Here is a 22,012-nt window from a genome sequence, read left to right on the forward strand (position 1 = left end):
TTAACCCGAATTTTGAGTTAGAAATTTATTACAAATAAAAAGAATTTTAAATCTAAAAAAGGATGTTATTTTTTAACCTCAATTAAGATGTGCTAAAGGATCACAATTTTTTCATTTTAACCCTGATTACACGTTAGAGATCTTTTAAAAAAGATACACATTTTGTTGATTGGCAGTACTATAAGAATTAAGGATTAGAAGTGCTAGAAACAGAAGCCATTTTATTTCAATGAGTTATAAAATTTATTTTTTCTAATGCTGAATTTGGGTTTACGCAAAAGAAGGCAAGAATGAAATGGATAAGCGAAGTTTTTATATAGTATTTATTTATAACATCATTTATTTCCCTGTTTGAAGATAGCCCTCGGGATTCCTATTGTGTGAAAAACGGTTGCTTTTAGGTGAAAAGAAATCGGTGTATTTATATCTTCTATACTCTTTTTATTTTCATTATAAAGTTTATGCCGCAATTTAGTTTTAAATGAGATGTAAAAAATAAGTATTTGTTAAATATTTATTTATTTTGTTATATAGTAGTTGTTTAGTTTTTTAAGTATTAAAAAAGTTGTTTTAACATATTTTTAAGTCTACATTGTTAAAAAAGTGATTAATTTTGCATGCTTGCATAATAAAATAACAAATGAAGAAAATTGTAATTTTTGGTTCTGGTGTTACAGGACTTAAACTGGCTCACGAATTAGTTAAAACAGGAAATATGGTTACTGTTTATGAAAAAAAAAATCAACCAGGAGGAAAATGTATAGGAACCTTTCAAAATGGCTTACCAACAGAGCTTACACATAGACAAATGTTTGCCTCTAATATGAATTTTATTAACACATTAAATGAAATAGAATATAATGGAGGTAGCTTACTAAAAAATATTGAACCATTAAATAATGTTCAGTTTTATTGGGCAAAAGAAAATAAATTTATGGATTTCAAACGAAATTTTTTTAATTTTTTTGAACAATTAATCGATAATTTAAAATCAGCAAACTCTTTGTTTTTTTCAGGAGTACCTTTAAATGATATTTATTGGTTTAGATCTAAGTTATTGGTAAATAAAAAGGATAAGAATACATTGAATATGCCTTTATCTGAATACTTAGAATTTGATAAAAGACCAAAACTTGCCAATTTTGTCCTAAAAATAATATCTACATGGATAGGAGGAAATGGAGACACAAAGACAGGAGATTTCTTATTATTATTTAATTATAAAAATTTAACAAAAGAAAAAGTATATACTAAAACAAATACAACAAGTATTACTCTTAATGGGCCTATATCTGATTCTTTAATACAACCATGGTATGATTTTTTAAAGCAAAAGGGAGTCATTTTTCATTTTAATGAAGGTGTGAAAAAGTTGAATATTAGTAACGGAAAAGCTTTAAGTGCAATTTCTGAAAAAGAGAATGTTATTGAAGCAGACGCATTTATTTTAGCAATACCTCCTAAACAGGTTATAGATATGTTCCCTACAATAGGAGAAAGACTATCGGTTAACTATATTAAAAGCCATGGTTTTCAATTCCATTTTAAAGAAATTCCAGATTTATTTGTTGATAAAACAATTGGAATTATTGCTGATTCAGCTTGGGGGTTAAGTTATAAATTATATCATACCAAAAAATACGCAAATAAAGAGTTTTCTAACGATGTTAAACTTACAATTTCTGTTACAGCTACAAAAACTGAAAAAGAAAAAGGATCTTTATATAATAAACCCCTAATAGAATGTACTTTGAAAGAAGTAGAGGAAGAAATATTATTCCAAATGGGTATTAAGGAAAATATGCACAAGGATATTATGTACGGAAATTTAAATATTGGAGTGGGAGCAAAGTATTTAGAATATACAGACTTTAATATAGAAAAATATAGAAATTGGTATCATGGTCCATTAATTAGAGAAAATGATAATGGTAAATTTTTCTGGGCATTCGAAAATGAATTAATTAATCCAGATTACAATAATAGAGTCGGAATTAATTCTGCTAGTTGTGATAACGTTTTTATTTCAGGAGAATGGATCAATGATGAGAATCAGGTATGGACAGTTCCTTCAACAATAGAAAGATGTATGGAAAATGCAGCAATCTGTTCAAAAGTTGTAGATAATTATTTAATAGAGGCGTAAAATATTGTTAAACTCAGATTCCGCATTAGACTTCGTTTTTTGAATAAATTGAGGTGCTTATGAAAATTTTAGAAGAAGGAATAGAAAATTACTTTGATGATTAAAATTTGAGTACCTGCCTGAATTGAAATATAAATAAAGAGAAATAAATTCACTTCGTTCGAGTTTAATGCTAAATTTGGGTTCAATATTAGGTTATAACTTTTTATGATTTATTAATCGTAATTAGTGTTTTTATTTTAAAAATATTTTTAAAACCAAGCTATTACTATGTGTATTGTTTGGATTAATAAATTGAATAAGATTGTTAAAATAAATGAAACCTATAATAAATTATAGATCCTATAATGTTTTATTTCCTCATTTTTGTCAATACCTAGCTAAATATAAATGTAAGAAAAATTAAAAATAAGAAGAAAATGAATTCATTGTCAAATAAAAAATACCAATTATATACTACGTCATTATTTTTCTTTTTAAGTTTATTATATTGTTTTTTTATTCAATATTTAATTGAAAAGAGTGTTTATAATGAGGTTATTATTAGTTTACTTTTCCCATTGTTAGCTATTCCTTTTTTTAATAAAGAAAATTTAACACCAGACATTAAAAGATTACTCGTATTAGAAACTTTTTTTAATCTGATATGTATCACTTTAAAATTTAATACATCTTTAAAAATAGAAATGATTATTTTTGATATTGTATTTGCCATATTCTTTTTTTTTCAATCAGGAGGTTTTTTACTTTCTTTATTAGTTAAGAAAACATATTATAATTTGATACCCACTATTGCGTTAACAATAGGACTTTTTATCTATTATTTTAGATCAACAGGAACAACACTTTCACCAGATAATAAAGTTCTTATTTATGGATATGATGCTCCTCTTGAATTGCAGTTAATCTATTGCTCTTGGTTAATAGGAGTCTTACTAATAGACAATAAACTAATATTACCTAAGGCTACAGTATTAATGGTTCATCTAGCTTCATTTATAGTAGCTTTTCAATCGAGTGAATTTTTTCATTCAAGAATAGCAACAGCATGTCATCTTTTTGTTTTGAATTCCTTATTAGTTTATAAATCAAGAAATTGGGTAAATGAAAACTTTGTGTCTATAGATTCTTTAAAAGAAGTTTTAGATAAACCTATATATTACAAAACCTTATCATTAATGATAAGTATTTTATCTGTGTTTTTTCTAATTTGTCTGTTTTTTAATACACAATGGTAATAATTTTTATAAAAAAATAAGACGAAAATATATAACTTAATGATTCCTTCTTCTTTTGTATTCTACAATAGAAAAAGGAATCATTTTATTTCAAAAATGAATAGATTCTACATTTTAAAATATTAAAAAAGTTGATATTTTTATCACGGATAAAAAATGTTTTTTATTCGGCATTATAGTAAAAATTGAAAGATACAATACGTATTAAAATGCTAAAAAATAATAAATAGAGGTTTTCAACCCAGATTTCGTATTAGACTTTGTTTTGAAACAAAAAAAGAATAAATTTAGTTGTTCATAAAAATTTTAAAAGAAAAAAAGGAAACTATTTTGGTGTTTAAAAAGGAGTACGGACTTGAATTGTAAGAAAGATAAATAGGAATAAACGGGCTTTGCTAATTCACTTCCTTCGAATCTAATGTAAGATCTGGGTTAAAACAAAAGAAAATATTAATCATTTATAATTATTGTCGTGAATCTAACAAAAGATCAACTAATACAAAAAAGTAAAAGAAATAAGCAAGCAACAATTGGAAAACTAATGGTGAGTATCATTATGGATTTTGTAGGTTATTTCAGTTATCTATTTCCTGGAATAGGAGAGTTTTTGGATCTTGTTTGGGCCCCTTTTGCTGCATTTATGATGATCTTACTTTATAAAGGAACAGTAGGTAAAATTGCAGGTTTTTTAACATTTGTTGAAGAAATAACGCCAGGTTTAGATTTTATCCCATCTTTTACAATTACTTGGATTTATGAATATTACCAAGATAAAAAAGAAGAAAAGTAATTTTATATCCCTTTAATTATAAACAAACTCAATCTTTAAAATTTTATGGTTATTAAAAAAATATTTGTTTTAATAATGGTTCTCTTTTCAATGAACAATTTCTCCCAAAATGAAAAAAAAGCTATTTTGCATGATACAACTTTTGTTAATATAAATGAGTACTCCAAGAATTTTGTTTTAGATATCAAATATGCAACGGATGATAATTTTTTAAAAAAGAAAGTATATGATTGTAATGCCTGCTATTTGCGATATAAAACAGTAAAACAATTAATAAAGGCTAACAAAGAATTTGCCCAAAGAGGATACCGAATAAAATTATTTGATTGTTATCGACCTTTGAGTGTACAAAAAAAAATGTGGCAAATTGTTTCAAACCCTAATTATGTGGCAAATCCAGAAAGAGGATCTATCCATAATAGAGGAGGAGCGGTAGATTTGACCTTAATTGATAAACAAGGAAATGATGTAAATATGGGGACTGCTTTTGATCATTTTGGAAAAGAATCGTCACATACTTATACTAATTTACCTCAAAAAGTATTAGAAAATCGAAAATGGTTAAAGGAAATAATGAAAAAACATCACTTTGACTCATTAGAATCAGAGTGGTGGCATTATAGTTTAGAAGGAGCCCGTCAGTTTCAACTATCTAATTTTAATTGGCAATGCAATTAAAATCATTTGAGAAATAAGTTTTAATTTGAGTGTTTCTTTAGATTTTTAAATGATACTTTAAAAAGGAATTAAATTCTATAAAACTTTTCATTATAAATCAAATGATAAAAATCAACGTTATTATCATAAAATACAGTTTTTTCAAAAATTCATACATAAAAAACGATTAGTTCCTTTGTGAAACTAATAAAATTAGTAATATCTGTCGCTAATATACAAGACTTTTGTGATTCAACCCAGATTTCAAGAAAGTATTGTTCTTTGACAAATGAGAGCTAACTTGCACTTGCGAGCAAAGCCTATGTATAAAATGGTGAATTTATCCCCTCCCAGATTTTGGCTGAAATGTAAAAAGGCTTCCATTTGGAAGCCCTTTGAGACAATCAATGATGAAACACCATGTTATCTCGTATAGAATAATTTAAGCAAAGATATTACATTTCCTCGCATTTTAATAAAAAGATATTTTATGAAAAGTTTCGAAAAAATGCAAATTGTAAATCCCAATGCTGCAGGAATTGATGTTGGGTCACGTTCTCATTTTGTAGCCATAGGACAGGATGAAAATCAAATTAGAGAATTTAATGTTTATCAATCAGGATTATGCGCTTTGGTAGCTTATCTTCAAGAGAACAAGATTCGTAGTGTTGCTTTGGAGTCCACAGGGAGTTATTGGCAATCATTGTTTATGATCTTGCAGGGAAATGGTTTTGAAGTTCTTTTGGTTCAAGGGACTCAAACAAAAAACCTTAAAGCAAAGACAGATGTGAAAGATGCACAATGGATACAGAAACTTCATTCTTTAGGGCTATTACGAGGTTCTTTTTTGCCCTCTGAAACCACTTTGCAGATAAGAACACTTCATAGACATCGTTCTAGTTTGATTGAACAAAGTTCAAGCTTTGTAAACAAAATGCAAAAAGCATTACGTTTAATGAACTTCAGACTCGACGTTGTGATAAGTGACATCACAGGAGTTTCTGGAATAAGAGTAATTGAGATGATACTATCAGGTGAAACTTCAGGTGAAAAATTAGCTGAATATTGCGACAAACGAGTTAAAAAAAGCAAAGAAGAAATAGCCGACGCTTTGCAAGGTAAAATAAACAATGAATACCTACATGAGCTTTCCGATTGTTATGATATTTACAGACTTATTCAAGATAAAATAAAAAACACCGATACTCGTATTGATCAAGTGCTGAAAAATCAAACCAGAGAAATTGTTTTATCAGAAGATATCGAATTGGTAAAGAAACAGAATAAAGGGAAAAACCAACCCAAATTTGATGTACAGAAATATAGTTTAAAACTTTTTGGAGTAGATCTCTTTGCTATAGAATCAGTTTGCTCAGGAACCGTTACTAGTTTTTTAGCCGAAATAGGCACCGATATATATAAATTCAAGACCTCCAAGCAATTTGTGAATTGGCTCAGGTTAGCTCCAAATAATAAAATTAGTGGAGGTAAGGTTTTGAGTAGCAGAACTCCAAAAGGGAAAAATAAATTTGCATTGACATTAAGAAATGCGGCAAATACAATTGAAAGAAAAAAAGAAGGTTACCTCGTTATGTTCTTTAAAAGGATTTCTTTTAAAAAAGGAAGAGGTGCTGCAATTACAGCAACAGCAAGAAAAATAGCAGTTATAATTTGGAATATGATAGTCAAAAAACAACATTATATACCAATAAATACAGACCAATATATTCAAGAAATGAAGAATAAAAAAACGATACAAATTAAAAAAATGATTAAAAAATACGGAATCGAAACTACTTCTTTATCAATTCCTTAAATTAAGTTAGATAGAATTCCGCATTAGACTTGGTTGTGAAACAAAATTTTTCAATAAATTCAAGTGCTCACGGAAAATTTTAGAAGAAGAAATGGTGAACTATTTTGATGATTAAAATTTGAGTACGTGCTTGAATTGGAAGAAAAATAAAGTGGAATAGATTTACTTCGTCTATTCGCTACGCTCGGGTCTAATGCGTAATCTGGGTTAAATTTTTTCGCAAAGTAAAATAATCTTATTATTATCTAAATCCGTTGTAAAAAAGGTATACAAATTCCCTCCTTCTTTTATTTTCCATTTTTTTCTAATTGTTTCTACAGTTTCAGGAAAATTACGAGTCGTAATATTTGCTTTTTTGCCTTCTAAATGTTTCTTTATATCTATTTTGTTATACGAAATGGTTTCAATTATTTTAAATTTCCTGCCAGGAAAATAAATAAGTTCAGTATTCGTATATAAATGTGAAAAAGGATGTAGCTTTTTAACAGGAAATAAATGACAGATATAGTCAAAAGCTCCTGATTTCATAATAGCATTATTAGGTTCATATAAAAAAAATAAAGGCTTTGAGTAATTACAATTAAAATTTTCTTTTCCCCATGTAAATTCTATAACTTCATTTTCTTCTTTCGTAATATTAACAGCTTTTATTAAAATAGTATCATTATAATTTTTTTCAATAATCCAAAGGAGTTCTTTTACCTCATTTTGTAAAGCTACAATATGAACTTCTTTTACATTTTTTAATTCGTTCAGACCAGCTGATATGTCTAATATAGGAGCTGTCTTAATTAGAATACGCTCTGTAAATTGAAAATAAAATGCTAAAAAATCAGGAACATTAGGGAGGCAATCTTTTAATAAAAAAACTTTCCCTTTAGTGTCATTTCTTCTAGAAGGATCAATATAAATCCAGTCAAAAGATTGATTTAATTTTTTTAAAGTTTCATGGCTATCTCCAAGATGACATTCAATATTATTGATTTTAAGGAGATTAAAATTGTGTTTTGTGATTTCGTGTAAAAAGGTTTTGATTTCACAATGAATTAAATGATCAAAATTTTTAGAAAAATAATAATCATCTACACCAAAACCGCCTGTTAAATCAATCAAATTTTTACCACTAATAAGCGAAGATTTATAATGAGCTGTAGCTTCTGATGAAGTTTGTTCAACTGATAATTTGCTTGGGAAAATAATATTTTTTTGATTGTACCAACTAGGTAGTTTTTCTTTTGCTTTTGCTTTAGAAGCAATTTGATTTAAAATTTCATTCCAAGGTATTTCAGGAAAAGGATTTTTCATCAATGCTACTTTCGTAAAGTTGAGCGCTATTGAATCCTCTATGAATTCTTGTACTTTAGGAGCTAATAATGGTTCAAAAATCATTATAAATTTTTTGTAAGGGTATAGATGAATTTGTTGTCAGGAAAAAACTCTTTTCCAATTACTTTAAGTATGGTGTAAGAAGGAACAGCAATGATCATTCCCGTAATTCCGAATAAAAATCCAAAAATTAAGATGATCAAAAATATTTCTAAAGGATGGGAGTTTGTACTGTTTGAAAAAATAATAGGTTGACTAAAATTATTGTCAATAAATTGAACAATAAAAAAACCTATTAAAATATAGAAAGAATGATAAAGCATTTCGGCGTTAATACTTCCATTAAAACTGCCTAATAGAGCTAGGGTAACAGCTAAAACGCTGGCTATAATTGGTCCTATATAAGGGATGATGTTTAAAACGGCACAAATAAAAGCTATAATAAAGGAGTTTTCTACATTAAAAAAGAATAATACTATAAAATAAAGTATAAATACAATGAGAAGTTGTAGTAATATACCACTAAAATATTTTAATAATAAAAAATCTATTTTTTGAATAGAAGTGACTATTTTTTCTTCATGCTCATCGGGTAAAATATTTTTGAATAATCGAAGAAAAAGAGCCCTGTCTTTTAAAAAGAAAAAAGTAATAAAAAAGCAAGAAGCAATTCCCATTCCAAAATTACTAATAGCGTTAATAAAAGAGTTTAAAAATTCACTAAGAAAATGAAAGTTGAGGTATTTTGTTAAGTTACTTCTATTAAGTATTTGATCAGCTTTAAAACCATTTGTGTTTAAAAAGGATTCTAATTGAGTAATTAAGTGTTCTATTTGTATAGATAATGCTTTACTGTCAAGTAATGAAATATGGGTGGCTTGACTATTTATTAGAGGAATGAACATTAGGAAGAAACCTAATATGACAATTCCGAAAAGGAATAAGGTTGTTAATACGGCTAAAATACTTTTAAATTTTAATCTTTTTTTTAAAAAATCTACGATGGGGGATCCAATCATAGAAAGTAATAACGAAATGATTAGATAAATAATGACTGTTTTTATTTTGTAAAGAAAATAGAGTAAAATGGTTATAGAAATTAGCGTAATGACTGCTCTTATAATTCCGTTTGCAATAGCTTTGCTTTCCATATTTTCCGTTTTTGTGACGAATATATAAAAAAAATCCTGAGAAATACTCTCAGGATTTTAATCGTATCAAAAATGCTATTTTTTATGGTTGAGCAAAAGAGTTTCTTGCACCTCCTGAAGCAAATACAGCTAAAGCTCTTGATTTTTGTCCTAAAGAGAACATATACATTCCTCTGTCATCTGTATAATCCATGTAATTCATGTACATTTCAAGAGGAGTACCTGTACAAGTTGATTTATGACCTACTGCAGGAACACCTGAGTTTGGAGAATCGTGAACAGGAGTGTCAGATACTAAGTCAGATCCGCAAGTAGCATCTCCCCAAATATGACGTAAATTAATCCAGTGTCCTACTTCGTGAGTAGCTGTACGTCCTAAGTTAAATGGATAAGTAGCTGTTCCTGTGTTACCCGTGTATTTAGAATCTAAAACCACACCATCAGTAGCTGAAGAACCGCCAGGGAATTGAGCGTATCCTAAGATACCTCCTCCAATTGTACATACCCAAATGTTTAATTTGGTTGTAGGAGAAGTAGGGTTAATACCTCCTTGAGTTGATTTTTTCATAGCATCAGCTGTTCCCCAAGATGTTTTAGTAGTTGATTTTCTTATTACTTGGTCAAGTACGAAACGAATTCCTAAATTACCACTTCTTACATTTGCATAAGGATTATTAGCTGTGTTATAATCTGTATTGGTTGCTGAAAAATCTTTGTTTAAAACATCAATTTGAGATTGTAATTGTGCTAATGAAGTGTTTTCAGCTGTTGTTCTGTATAATACATTAAAAACAACAGGAATTTCAATTACGCCATTTACTAACCTTCCTGATTTGATAATTTCAGTAGTTTGTTTTTCAATAGCATTCATTCTAGATGCCAATGCAGGATCTTCTTGCATTTGTCTTTCTAAAACTTCGTGAGAAGCACACCCTCTATGAGCAGTAGCGTCAACTGTATTGTTTGTAGCATTGTCTTCTTTTTGACAAGAAAACATCATTAAAGCAGCAGAAGCTGATAATAATAATTTTTTCATAATTTGTTTTTTGTTTGGTTTGATTAATAATAAGTTTTTAATTGGTTGCTAAATTATATATATTTTTTTAAAAAGCAAATAAATATTTATTTTATTTTATTTTTTTGATTAAAAAATGAATTTAGTTTAATTTTTTTATTATTTTGATTTTAATATTGTAATTATATTTTTTTGTTTTTTTAAATAGAAATAATATCTAATTAGATGTTTTTGTTAAGGTTGTTTGAAAATTTTAGATAGTGTCTTTAGAAGTTAAAAAAGTAGGTCGTATGATGCTAAGTTGCTTTTTAGTTATTGTTTTTACTTGGTTTAAAGAATAATTTATTATAAATATTCAATCAATATAAAAGACGAGTTAGCTGTAATTTTATAAACCGAACTTGAATGGATTTGTTTGTTGTTTCGTCAAACCCAGATTCCGTATTAGACTTCGCTTTTAAACAAAAACTTTCAATAAATTCAAGTGCTCACGGAAAATTTTAGAAGAAGAAATAAGGAATTGTTTTAATCATGAAAACGGAGTACGTGCTTGATTTGGAAAAAAAATAAAATGGAATAAATTGGCTTCGTTCGAAGCTAATGTGGAATTTAGGTTAAAATGAGATAGAGAGAATTACTTATTTTAAAGAACTGCTATTTTAAATAATAAACTTATAACCTATACGTTTAAATTATATTTAACAGAAAGTACTACATTTGAATTACAAAAGATATTCTATGCGTCAATTACCTTTTCTTATATGTTCCATTTTTTTTTGGGTCAATTCATCCATTTTTTGTCAACAATCTGAAATTTATACAAATCCTCTTAGTTCCTACCAAAAGGGGATTCATCTTTTAAAAAGTAAACACTATTTAGCTGCGCAGTTGATTTTTGATAAAGTACAAAAGACAGCTGAGTTTGAAATAGCATCGGATTGCGCCTTTTACAGTGCATTAGCTTCTTTACGATTGAAACAAGAAAATGCGGATCAAAAAATGCTACAGTTTATAAAAGAATATCCTATTAGTACCAAAATGAATTCTGCTTATACGGAATTAGCAACTTATTTTTTTGAAAGCGGAAGATATGCGTATGCCTTAGAATATTTTGAAAAAGTAGATGAATCAGCATTAACTCGTGATGAACTTGAAAAATACTATTTTTATCGTGGTTACACATTTTTTACAACTCATGATCAAAAATCAGCCAAATATTATTTTAATCGTGTTGTATACTCCCATGAATACGGCTCAAAAGCCAAATATTATTTAGGTTTTTTGGCTTATCAAGGGAATCAGTATGAAGAAGCAAATAAATATTTTGATCAAGTAGATAAAGAAGATAAATATAAAGAAAAGCTTTCTTACTTTCAGGCTGATATGGCGTTTAAATCAGGAGCCTTTCAAAAATCTATTGATTTAGGCTTAAAAGCAATGGCTCATTCAAGCATAGAAGAAAAATCAGAACTAAGCAAAATTATTGGTGAAAGTTATTTTAACTTAAAAGAATATGATAAAAGTATTCCTTATTTAAAAGCATATCAAGGTAGAGAAGGCAAATGGAATAATACAGATTTTTATCAGTTAGGATATGCTTTTTATCAAAAGAAAGATTATGAAACAGCCATAGCATATTTTAATAGGATTGTTGAAGGAAACGATTTAGTAGCCCAGAATGCGTATTACCATTTAGGAGAAAGCTATTTAAAAACAGATAAAAAACAACAAGCATTAAATGCTTTTAAAAACGCTTCTGAAATGATTTTTGATAAAAAAATTCAAGAAGATGCTTATTTAAATTATGCAAAATTGAGTTATGATATAGGGAATTCGTATCAAACAACTCCAGAAATACTAACAGGTTTCTTAACAAAATATCCCAATACATCCCATAAAAACGAAATAGAAAATTTATTGATTAATTCTTTTATAACATCTCGTAATTATAAAGAGGCGTTACAATTACTTGAAAAAAACAAATCAATAACCAATCGAATAGTTTACCAAAAAGTAGCTTTTTATAGAGGACTTGAATTGTATGCTGATGGCAACTATAATGAAGCACTGAATCTATTTAAAAAATCTATAAATGAACAAAAAAATCTTGTTTTTACAGCTCGCGCCACCTTTTGGAAAGGAGAAACAGAGTTTATAAAAAATGATTTTTCAAATGCGTTGTTAAGTTATAAACAATTTTTAGGTTTTGTAGAATCCAAAACAACAACCGAAAATGAAAATATAAATTATAACATAGCCTATACCTATTTTAAATTAAAAGAATACGAGCAAGCCTCAAGATTTTTTCAAAAACATACAGAAAATTCTAAAGAAGATAAAACACGATTAATAGATGCTTATTTGCGATTAGCAGATTGTTATTTCGTAACTTCTAAATACAATTTAGCTATTGAATCCTATGATAAAGCCATCGCTTTAAAAGGAATAGATACAGATTATGCTAGTTTTCAAAAAGCTATTTCGTATGGGTTTGCAGGAAAAAATGATCAAAAAATTAGAGAACTAAATAATTTCATCAAAAAATTTTCAGAATCAGAATATCGTGACGATGCTTTTTATGAGTTAGCGAATACTTACACAACAATAGGACAGTCTACAGCTGCTATAAAAATGTACGACCAGTTAATTTCCGAGTATAACAAGGGGCGCTATACCGCAAAAGCCATTTTACGTCAAGGACTTATATTTTATAATGAAGACAAAGACGATTTGGCCTTGTTAAAATTTAAAAAAGTAGCACAAGAATATCCAGGAACCGAAGAAGCCAATGAATCAGTTCGAACAGCTAGACTTCTTTATATAGATAAAGGACAAGTACAAGAATATGCAAATTGGATTAAAACCCTTGAGTTTGTAGAAGTAAATGATACAGAATTAGATCATGATGCTTGGGAAGCAGTAGAAAAGCAATACGCACAAGAAAATAAAGAACAAGCTTTACTTAATTTAAAAAGTTATATTAATACTTTTCCAAATGGGAAACAAATATTAAAAGCATACTTTTATTTAGCAGAACTATATTACCAAAAAGGTGCAATAGATCTTTCTGTTTCTAATTACGAGTACTTAGTTTCCAAATCAAGAAATGAATATACAGAACAAGCCCTTACTCGTTTATCAGAATTATTTTTAAAAAAACAAAATAATACAGAACAATCCATTATATACCTAATACGTTTAGAAAATGAATCGGATTTTCCACAAAATAAAATGTATGCACAAGCGAACCTAATGAAAATTTATTATGAAAAAAAAGAATATAATAATGCCGTTGTATATGCTGAAAAAGTATTATTAAATCCCAAAACAGATAATAAGCTTAAAACAGATGCTCAAATTATTATTGCGCGTGCAGCTAGAGAATTAGGAGATGAAAATAAAACAAAAGAAGCTTATTTAAATGTTCAAAAAAATGCTAAAGGAGAATTAATGGCCGAGGCACTGTATTATGATTCCTTCTTTAAAAATAAGGAAGGAAAGTTTGAACTTTCTAATGCTATTGTGCAAAAAATAGCAAAAGAATATTCCGGATACAAATATTATGGAGCCAAAAGTTTAATAATTATGGCGAAAAATTTTTACGGACTGAAAGATAGTTATCAGGCAAGTTATATTTTAGAAAGCGTAATTAAAAATTTTAAGAATTTTCAAGATGTACTTACAGAAGCTCAAGAAGAGTTGAATAAAATAAAGGCAGAAGAAGCTAAAACAAATTCCTCCATAAAAGGATAATATTTAAAAAAAATATAGTTCCAAATTGGAAATAAAGCTGTTCTAAAAGCAAAGCATCAACATTTAGTTTACCACTCCCAAACAGAACGAGTTTTTAATGAATATGAAACTATTTTGATTAAAAGGAAAGCCCCGTATTATGGTTTCCTTTATAGATAAAAAATAGTTTATTTTAAATAAGAAAAAAATGAATAGAATTAATATATATACCATAATCTTTTTAATGATTTTCTTTCAGAATGGATCAGCTCAAAAAAAAGAGGACACCATAGGAACTGAAGTTGTAAACGTAGTAAAACCTTATACACCTGCAATTTCCGATGCTTTTAAAATAAAAGAAAATCCACCTGTTATAGAAAAAGAATCTACTCAAAAAGAAATAGTAAAATATCAAATTTTTTCATTTCCTGTTGCATCCATCTTTGTACCTTCCAAAGGAAAAGCAGCTCTGATAGAAAAAGCCAAACAAGAAAAAATAAAGCCTAATTATATATCAGCCGCCTATGGTAATTATAATACACTTTATTCAGAACTTTTTATCTCCCATAGTATAGATGATACTCAAAATATAGGAGGTACTGCTCAATATCTAGGTTCAGGAGGAGGCATATCAGGAACATCACTCAATAATGGATATGAAGATTTGTTACTAGGAGGATTCTATGACTACACATTTAATCAAAATATACTAAAAGTTGATGCCTCTTATGGAAGAGAAGGATACAATTGGTATGGTTTACCATTAAAAAATCCCAACTTCAATTTTAGAAATGTTAATTCTATAAAGCCTCAACATATTTACAATACACTAAAAGCAGATGCTGAATTAATAGTAGCTAAAAGTTTTTTAAACAAAATGAATATTCGTTATATCGGATTTTCAGATGATTATAATTCAAGTGAAAATCGTTTTATATTAAATCCCCGATTTAATTTTGATGTAAATCAAACGAATTTAAAACTTAATTTCAATTTAGACTACGTTAACACTTCTTTTGATAAAAGTTTTCAAATAAATGTAAGCAATCAAGGAAAAGACATATCGATACAACAATCCTCTCTCATTTTTAGTACACATCCCAGTATTACTTTTAAAAAAGATGATGTATCTATAGATTTTGGTGCTGAATTAACCTATCAAGCTAGATTAAAAAATATTTATTCAGGAATAGATCAAGGAACTCAATCAGGCTTCTATATTTATCCTAAAATCTACGCATCCTATAAAGTAGTTAATGACTTAATGGTACTAACAACAGGAGTAGAAGGAGGTTTAGAGCAGCAAACATATCAAAATTTTGTGACTCAAAATAAATTCTTTTCTCCTACATTAGACGCTAAACCAAGTGATCGTCAATATGCCTTATTTATAGGTTTAAATGGTAAATTAGCCAATACGGTTTCTTATCATCTAAAATCAATGTATGAATCAGTAAAAAATAAAGCGCTCTTTGTAAGTAATCCCTATTTATCTAACCCTACAGAAAATTATAGTTACGGAAACTCATTTAATGTTATATACGATGATATTAAGAATTTTAGTTTCTTCGGAGAATTAAAAGCAGATGTTAATAAAGATATAGCATTAGGTATTCATGCAACCTTTAATTCATATCAAACAACAAATCAATTAGAGGCATGGAATTTACCTGTTGTTAAAATAGGCTTTTTAGCAGATTTTACTATAGGACAAAAATTTTATGCAGGAACACAATTATTTTATGTAGGTGAACGAAAAGATCAATTTAAAAATTATACAGGTTTTACTTATCCAGATTCTGTACAAAATGTAGAGGCTTATTTTGATATTAATGCGCATCTAGGTTATAAATACAACGATCGTTGGACATTTTTTGTAAAAGCTAATAATTTAGCCAATCAAAATTATCAAAGATGGTTAAACTATCCTGTACAAGGTACACAAATAATAGGAGGGGCAAGCTACAAGTTTGATTTATAAAATAGTCTAAAAATGCTTAATTATTAGTTTTTTTTAAAAAATAAAATAATTATTTTTCTATAAATAATATACCTGTTTATAATTGAAAATGATGCTAAAACAAGAAATTTACAGCCAGTATCTTCAAATCATACAAGATAAGATAGATGTTTTTCAAGATATGATTATAGATCTTACTAAAGACGCTTCCAATGATGCTAAAGGATCCGCAGGAGATAAGCACGAAACGGCTTTATCTATGATGCATCTTGAACAAGAAAAACTATCAACCAAATTGCGAGAAGCAATTGAATCTAAATCTACTTTAGAAAAAATAGACATAACTCAAGAACATAAAAATATTGTTTTAGGAAGTCTTGTAAAAACCAATAAGCTAACCGTTTTTATTAGTTGCGCTTTGCCTAAACTAATAATTGATAATAAAACTATTTTTGGCATTTCACCAAACTCTCCTCTAGGCAAAAAACTAATAGGACAATCAATAGATTACCAATTTGAACTAAATGGCGTTTTATACCAAGTGTTAGAAATCTATTAAAAGTATCTTTATAAAGAAAAATAACCGAAATGAAAGCATTCTTATCATTAATAATATTAAATCTTTTGACTTATTTTACCTCCTCAGCTCAAAAGCAAAAGGTTGATATGATTCTAGCTAACGGAACAGTTTATACAGTTGATAAAAACTTTTCTAGAACAGAGGCATTTGCCGTAAAAAATGGAAAAATTGTAGCCATAGGTAAATCTGCTGACATCATAAAAAAATACCAATCAACAAAAATGATTAATGCACAAGGAAAATATATCTTTCCAGGACTTTATGATGCGCATGCTCATTTTTATAGCTTTGGATTAAACCTTCAAAGAGTAGACTTAAGAGGTACGAAAAGCTATCAAGAAGTCCTAGATCGAATTGTTAAATTTCAAAAAGAAAAGAATCTCACGTTTATAACAGGACGAGGATGGGATCAGAATGATTGGAATGTTAAAGAATTTCCTACAAAAAAGGAATTGGATGCCCTATTTCCTAATATACCAGTAGTTTTAACTCGAATAGATGGTCATGCTCTTTTAGCTAATAAAAAAGCTTTAGAATTGGCTAAAATTACACCTCAGACTAAAGTATCAGGAGGTGAAATTCAAATCAAAAATGAAGAACTGACAGGTATTTTAATAGATAATCCTATGGATTTAGTCTATAATATTATACCAAAACCAACCAAACAAATTCAAGTACAAGCACTAAAAGATGCAGAAAAAGTAATGTTTCAATATGGTTTGACAACTATTAATGAAGCAGGTTTGGATAAAGAAACGATTAATTTAATAGACTCATTACAACAAAATAAAGAATTAAAAATTAATATTTACGCTATGGTAAATGCCACGCAAGATAATGTAGATTTATACACCCAGTTAGGCCCTTATAAAACAGATCAATTAAATGTTCGATCTTTTAAATTTATGGGAGATGGTGCTTTAGGATCCCGAGGAGCTTGTCTACACCAACCTTATAATGATCGACCAAATCATCATGGGGCATTATTAACATCGATAGAAGATATTCAAAAATTGGCAAAACAAATTGCAAATTCAGAATATCAAATGAATTCACATGCTATAGGAGACTCTACAAACACTGTTTTGCTAAATATTTATAAAGAAGTGTTAAAAGATAAACCCAACAGAAGATGGAAGATAGAACACGCACAGGTAATACAAGAAAGAGATTTTAATACTTTTTCCTCTAATATTATTCCATCTGTTCAACCAACACACGCAACATCCGATATGTATTGGGCAGCAGAACGTTTGGGGGAAAAGCGAATAAAACATTCGTATGCTTATAAAAAAATGTTAGATGCGGGAGGGATAATTGCTTTAGGAACTGATTTTCCTATAGAAGAAGTAAATCCCATGCTCACTTTTTATGCTTCGGTTGCCCGTAAAGATTTAAAAAAATATCCAGAAGGAGGATTTCAAATCGAAAATGCTTTGTCAAGAGAAGAAACAATAAAAGGAATGACCATTTGGTCTGCTTATTCTAATTTTGAAGAAGGCGAAAAAGGAAGTTTAGAAATAGGGAAATGGGCTGATTTTGTAATTTACGATAACGATCTGATGATAGAAGATATAGATGCTATTCCGTATATAAAACCAGTTAACACCTTTATAAAAGGACAACGGGTAAAATGATAAGAAAGAGTTCCTAAATCATCTTAAATCCAAATTTTTCATTCGATTTCTTGGTGAAGATAAAAAGACAAAGAAAATAAAAAGAGACAGAATTTTTTTCTCGCAGATATGGAGACAAAAGCCTAATTTAACGCTTGGTTTGTCACTTTGATCCAAGGGAGAAGAAAAGTAATATTATCAATATTATGTAATTTCTTCTATTGTAAAATAATAAGATTGAAAATTTCAAAACAAGCTAATTGAAGACAAAAGAGTATTTTATTAGATTAGAATTTCTTTTTATTTCTAATAAATTTCTAAGATAGAATACGGGTTAATGCGAAAGAAGTTTACATTTCGAATCTGTTATTCTATATTATTTGAGAAAAAATAAATTCAATAATTTACTTGAGAGCTACTATCCTAAGAACTATTGAAAAAAAAATCTTCTAAAACTTATAAAATTGAGTTTTGAAAATATAATTCCCCAAAAAAAATATTAAATCAACTATAAAAGGGCTGGATTTCATGAGGGGTTCAATTTTTCAACAGATCCTACTTAGTTATAATTGGATATCTATAAGATAAATAAAAGGGATAAAAACTTTTTTTAGGTATGATTATTGATGTTTCTTTTTTTATAACATGTATTTTTGTAGTAAAATACTGATATTTAGTGTGATAACTTTCATGTTTTTGTTAAAATATATAAGGGGTTGGTTTAAAAACATTAACTTTGTAGACGAATTTAAATGTAAGAGGGATGAAAAAAAGATTATTGTTAAGTTTTATTATTTTAAGCTCCATGTTACTTAATGGACAGGTCGGAATAGGTACTGTAACGCCAGAAGGAATATTAGATCTTAATTCTAATACAAACGGATTAGTGCCTCCAAGAGTTGAACTAACGGCATCCAACATTCAAGCACCAGTTTTAAATCCACAAGGAGGAGCAATAGTAGCGGGTACTATTGTTTATAACACCGCAACTGCAGGAGTGTCACCAAATGATGTAATACCAGGTTTTTACTATTGGGATGGTAGTAAGTGGTTACTTTTAACCAGTCAAAATACATCTACTCCTACTAATTGGAGTATTTTAGGAAATAATAATACCACTCCAACTTCCAATTTTATAGGGACAACAAATAATAATGATTTTATAACCAAAACAAATAACATTGAAAGGTTAAGAGTGACAAATACAGGTAATTTAGGGATCGGAACAGCTTCGCCTACCTCTACATTAGATATAAATGGAAGTTTACGAGTTCGTAATATTCCAACTACTACAAGTTCAACTCAAATACTGACGAGCGATAGTAGTGGAAATATAGCGACATTCAATAGCTATCTTCCTTCAGATGTAGATGGTATTGTTGCTTCCAATCCTGTTAGCTATTCAATATCAACTCCAGGAACAGTAAATAATATAAATTTAGGCTTATCCACTAGTATAAGTCTTCCTGCCAATAAAAGTTGTATGATTATCATAAACTATTCAGTACCTATAGGTATTTCTAATTTTCCTAAGCAAGAAGTAGTAGGATATTATGGAATCCGGTTTTTAAAAAATGGGGTAGAGGCAGAAGCAGGCTCTAGAAAATCGACTATTGTAAATAATTATGAAGTTTCATCACCGTATGGATCAACAGCCGATATGTTAACGGTTTCGAATACATATATTGAAAAGTTAACAACAGGAGCATCTCCTGTAAATATAACCTATTCTCTTAATGGTTATATAGAGTATTATTCATCTTTTAATTCAACTTTCCTTTTTAATATGTGGTCTTCATCACCTCCTAATTATAATTGGGGAAGGGCAACCATTACAAAACAAGTTTATATATTATAAAATACTTTAATTTTAATATATAAATTATTTTATAATTAAAAAAAATAGAAACTATCTTTAAAAAGATGTTCAAAAAGTTTACAATTTTCTTATCTAACTTTAGTAACTTTACTTTATATTATCAAAGTAAGATAATGTAAAGATTTAAAAGAAAAGTTATTATTTCTTTTGGATAGGTAAACTAAATGCTAAATTGTTACTTTTTGAACGCCTTTTTTAGTTACAGAATTTGCATAAATCAAATCTAAACCCCGTTAATTTAGTTAATCAAACTTTTTTGTGATTCCAAGAAAAATCAAAAATTAAACAGCATAACATCTTTGTTCTATTCATTGTCTGATTTCTTCTATCTTCCGATGTAAAAAATATGTCAGTCATATAAATACATAGCAGTTTGTCAAAATGGGTATTTAGTATAAAAGTGAATATTCGATTTTAAAATGAATATTAGTACTGAATTGACCCCAGATTCCGCATTAGACTTCGTTGTGAAACAAAAAAAATCAATAAATTTAAGTGCTCACGGAAAATTTTAGAAGATGAAATAGTGAACTATTTCGATGAATAAAAAGGGAGTACGTGTTTAAATTTAAAGAAAAATAAAATGGAATAGATTTACTTCGTCTATTCGCTACGCTCGGGTCTAATGCGTAATTTGGGTTAAAAGTAGATATTTCTAAATTTGCACTTTGCCAAGTTGCAAAATCTTATAAGTAAACAAAACCAGCTGTTTGTTTTTAAAATTAAAGTTTTGAGTAAAAGAAATAAAATTATTTTTTTAGCAGACTTTATTTAGGTTTAACCTAAATTCTGTATTATATTCCGTGCTGAAGATGAAAAGACAAATAAAAAATGTACGAAAATTTTTTCTTGTAGGTGTAAACGGACAAAAGCCCTAACTTAATGTATTCTCTGTCACTTTTATCAAAGAAAGAACTCACATTATCAATAGTATCTTATTTTATTTCTCCTTTTGTGTAAAGGATAAGATTTAGAACTTTTAGGCAACCTAATTAAGGGACAAAAAGCGCCATTTTTGACCACAATGCCTTATTTATTTGTAATCAATCTCTAACGCATAATCTAGGTTTAAGCTAATTTGTATAGTGCAATTTGTTTATAATTTCTTCACTTCTGGCAGATAACAAAAACACAGTAAAACCTTTACAATAAAAAAGAAATTCATTTTCTTATTCTGATAGAGGAAGATTTTTATTAAATAATATGAAAAACAGGGTGTTATAATTTTATTTTTACAATTTTATCATCTTTAATAATGACAAGTTCACTATTACGTTCTTTTTTAAATTCCAACATTTTTTGATAAGCAATAGCCAATCCTTTTATAATATTGTTACGACGTTCAATTTTAGCCTCTTTGGTCATAAATATTTTTAATTTCGTTGAATTTTTTAGCTTCCAATACATTCAATTCATCACTACTTGATTTCTCAGCTATCAACTGATGGTTTCCTTCTGAATTATCAAATAGGAGAACTTGTTCTACAATCGGTAAATATAGATCAAATAAATTTAAAATTCCCTTTTTGTATCTTCTTTCTATAATATCATCAGGAATATTGTGTCCACCTTCTTTTACTCTTGTTTTTACTCTTTCTTTGGCTAGATCAGTTGTTCGTAACCAAAAGAATAACAAAGTTATGTTATAATTTTTATTTTTAGCTTCCATAATTTTGTTTTTGTAACTTCTGGTAGACAAGGTAGTTTCAAATGCAAAGCTTTCATCCTGTGAAAGTAACTCATTAATTCTGTGTAACATAATTCTTCCCGCTTCAAAAGCCACTTTTTCAGGTTGAAAAGGGGAGAGCCCTTTGGCAATTTCATCTGCATTTACAAATTCTTTACAATCTAATATTTCAGGTAATATAGTAAAAGAAGCAGTGGTCTTTCCAGCACCATTACAACCTGAAATAATATAAAGATTCTTTTCTCTCATCCATACAAAGCTAATGAAAATTTTATTGATTTTATCTTTACTTTAAAACCAGATTGCGTATTAGAGTTCGTTTTGAAGAAAAATAAAGTGAAATAAGATTTGTTCTGCCAATTCACTTAGTTCAAGTTTAATACGGAAATTGGGTTAAAATCTTATGGATTGATTGCTTT

Annotated in this window: 15 protein-coding genes; 10 read left to right on the top strand and 5 right to left on the bottom strand. The window is 28.2% G+C overall.

Annotation, left to right across the window (positions count from 1 at the left end; all coding sequences use genetic code 11):
• The first annotated feature begins 640 nt into the window (after positions 1-640).
• The 5 genes from NAB20_RS09920 to NAB20_RS09940 all read left to right on the top strand — a co-directional run bounded on the left by NAB20_RS09920 (position 641) and on the right by NAB20_RS09940 (position 6,647).
• On the top strand, positions 641-2,146 hold the full coding sequence (locus NAB20_RS09920) for an oleate hydratase (protein ID WP_235878117.1): 1,506 nt from the start codon (positions 641-643) through the stop codon (positions 2,144-2,146).
• Between the two features lie 419 nt (positions 2,147-2,565).
• The gene (locus NAB20_RS09925; protein ID WP_127823172.1) at positions 2,566-3,384 is read left to right on the top strand and encodes a hypothetical protein; all 819 of its coding nucleotides are present in this window, start codon (positions 2,566-2,568) and stop codon (positions 3,382-3,384) included.
• 472 nt (positions 3,385-3,856) lie between these two features.
• Positions 3,857-4,174 (top strand): hypothetical protein, encoded by a 318-nt coding sequence (locus tag NAB20_RS09930; RefSeq protein ID WP_375605064.1) that lies wholly within the window; start codon positions 3,857-3,859, stop codon positions 4,172-4,174.
• A gap of 90 nt (positions 4,175-4,264) precedes the next feature.
• Positions 4,265-4,852: a D-alanyl-D-alanine dipeptidase gene (ddpX, locus tag NAB20_RS09935; protein ID WP_235819754.1), complete on the top strand. Its 588-nt coding sequence runs from the start codon at positions 4,265-4,267 to the stop codon at positions 4,850-4,852.
• 469 nt (positions 4,853-5,321) lie between these two features.
• On the top strand, positions 5,322-6,647 hold the full coding sequence (locus NAB20_RS09940) for an IS110 family transposase (protein WP_127823170.1): 1,326 nt from the start codon (positions 5,322-5,324) through the stop codon (positions 6,645-6,647).
• A 207-nt stretch (positions 6,648-6,854) separates the two neighbouring features.
• Here the strand turns inward: NAB20_RS09940 and NAB20_RS09945 are convergent, their stop codons facing one another.
• The 3 genes from NAB20_RS09945 to NAB20_RS09955 all read right to left on the bottom strand — a co-directional run bounded on the left by NAB20_RS09945 (position 6,855) and on the right by NAB20_RS09955 (position 10,160).
• Positions 6,855-8,036: a class I SAM-dependent methyltransferase gene (locus NAB20_RS09945; protein WP_127823169.1), complete on the bottom strand. Its 1,182-nt coding sequence runs from the start codon at positions 8,034-8,036 to the stop codon at positions 6,855-6,857.
• The gene (locus NAB20_RS09950) at positions 8,036-9,124 is read right to left on the bottom strand and encodes an AI-2E family transporter (RefSeq protein WP_105196790.1); all 1,089 of its coding nucleotides are present in this window, start codon (positions 9,122-9,124) and stop codon (positions 8,036-8,038) included. Before NAB20_RS09950 ends, NAB20_RS09945 begins: the two co-directional genes overlap by 1 nt.
• Positions 9,125-9,206: 82 nt before the next feature.
• Positions 9,207-10,160 carry a zinc metalloprotease gene (locus NAB20_RS09955; protein ID WP_105196789.1) on the bottom strand — a complete coding sequence of 318 codons (954 nt, stop codon included), beginning with the start codon at positions 10,158-10,160 and terminating at the stop codon, positions 9,207-9,209.
• A 717-nt stretch (positions 10,161-10,877) separates the two neighbouring features.
• Between NAB20_RS09955 and NAB20_RS09960 the strand changes: the two genes are divergently transcribed.
• The 5 genes from NAB20_RS09960 (at position 10,878) to NAB20_RS09980 (ending at position 19,885) form a co-directional block, all read left to right on the top strand.
• Positions 10,878-13,892, top strand: a complete 3,015-nt coding sequence (locus NAB20_RS09960; RefSeq protein ID WP_127823168.1) for a tetratricopeptide repeat protein — start codon at positions 10,878-10,880, stop codon at positions 13,890-13,892.
• Between the two features lie 187 nt (positions 13,893-14,079).
• Positions 14,080-15,852, top strand: a complete 1,773-nt coding sequence (locus NAB20_RS09965; RefSeq protein WP_375605065.1) for a TonB-dependent receptor — start codon at positions 14,080-14,082, stop codon at positions 15,850-15,852.
• Between the two features lie 88 nt (positions 15,853-15,940).
• Complete coding sequence (locus tag NAB20_RS09970; protein WP_088392945.1) at positions 15,941-16,390, top strand: hypothetical protein; 450 nt, start codon at positions 15,941-15,943, stop codon at positions 16,388-16,390.
• A gap of 29 nt (positions 16,391-16,419) precedes the next feature.
• A complete protein-coding gene (locus tag NAB20_RS09975) occupies positions 16,420-18,048 on the top strand; it encodes an amidohydrolase (protein WP_127823166.1) in 1,629 nt (542 codons plus the stop codon).
• Positions 18,049-18,790: 742 nt separating this feature from the next.
• Positions 18,791-19,885: a hypothetical protein gene (locus NAB20_RS09980; protein WP_375605066.1), complete on the top strand. Its 1,095-nt coding sequence runs from the start codon at positions 18,791-18,793 to the stop codon at positions 19,883-19,885.
• A gap of 1,239 nt (positions 19,886-21,124) precedes the next feature.
• Here NAB20_RS09980 and NAB20_RS09985 read toward each other — a convergent pair.
• Both NAB20_RS09985 and NAB20_RS09990 read right to left on the bottom strand, forming a co-directional pair.
• The gene (locus tag NAB20_RS09985) at positions 21,125-21,271 is read right to left on the bottom strand and encodes a hypothetical protein (RefSeq protein WP_163444449.1); all 147 of its coding nucleotides are present in this window, start codon (positions 21,269-21,271) and stop codon (positions 21,125-21,127) included.
• Positions 21,255-21,842 carry a zeta toxin family protein gene (locus NAB20_RS09990; protein ID WP_088394704.1) on the bottom strand — a complete coding sequence of 196 codons (588 nt, stop codon included), beginning with the start codon at positions 21,840-21,842 and terminating at the stop codon, positions 21,255-21,257. Before NAB20_RS09990 ends, NAB20_RS09985 begins: the two co-directional genes overlap by 17 nt.
• Positions 21,843-22,012 lie beyond the last annotated feature (170 nt).

Source organism: Flavobacterium davisii, from assembly GCF_042182265.1.
GTDB classification, from domain to species: Bacteria; Bacteroidota; Bacteroidia; order Flavobacteriales; family Flavobacteriaceae; genus Flavobacterium; species Flavobacterium davisii.

Bases quoted from the DNA above. Each gene is read 5' to 3' on its own strand.
- NAB20_RS09920 (WP_235878117.1), top strand. From the start codon at position 641: ATGAAGAAAATTGTAATTTTTGGTTCTGGTGTTACAGGACTTAAACTG.
- NAB20_RS09925 (WP_127823172.1), top strand. From the start codon at position 2,566: ATGAATTCATTGTCAAATAAAAAATACCAATTATATACTACGTCATTA.
- ddpX (WP_235819754.1), top strand. From the start codon at position 4,265: ATGAACAATTTCTCCCAAAATGAAAAAAAAGCTATTTTGCATGATACA.
- NAB20_RS09940 (WP_127823170.1), top strand. From the start codon at position 5,322: ATGAAAAGTTTCGAAAAAATGCAAATTGTAAATCCCAATGCTGCAGGA.
- NAB20_RS09945 (WP_127823169.1), bottom strand. From the start codon at position 8,036: ATGATTTTTGAACCATTATTAGCTCCTAAAGTACAAGAATTCATAGAG.
- NAB20_RS09950 (WP_105196790.1), bottom strand. From the start codon at position 9,124: ATGGAAAGCAAAGCTATTGCAAACGGAATTATAAGAGCAGTCATTACG.
- NAB20_RS09955 (WP_105196789.1), bottom strand. From the start codon at position 10,160: ATGAAAAAATTATTATTATCAGCTTCTGCTGCTTTAATGATGTTTTCT.
- NAB20_RS09960 (WP_127823168.1), top strand. From the start codon at position 10,878: ATGCGTCAATTACCTTTTCTTATATGTTCCATTTTTTTTTGGGTCAAT.
- NAB20_RS09965 (WP_375605065.1), top strand. From the start codon at position 14,080: ATGAATAGAATTAATATATATACCATAATCTTTTTAATGATTTTCTTT.
- NAB20_RS09970 (WP_088392945.1), top strand. From the start codon at position 15,941: ATGATGCTAAAACAAGAAATTTACAGCCAGTATCTTCAAATCATACAA.
- NAB20_RS09975 (WP_127823166.1), top strand. From the start codon at position 16,420: ATGAAAGCATTCTTATCATTAATAATATTAAATCTTTTGACTTATTTT.
- NAB20_RS09980 (WP_375605066.1), top strand. From the start codon at position 18,791: ATGAAAAAAAGATTATTGTTAAGTTTTATTATTTTAAGCTCCATGTTA.
- NAB20_RS09985 (WP_163444449.1), bottom strand. From the start codon at position 21,271: ATGACCAAAGAGGCTAAAATTGAACGTCGTAACAATATTATAAAAGGA.
- NAB20_RS09990 (WP_088394704.1), bottom strand. From the start codon at position 21,842: ATGAGAGAAAAGAATCTTTATATTATTTCAGGTTGTAATGGTGCTGGA.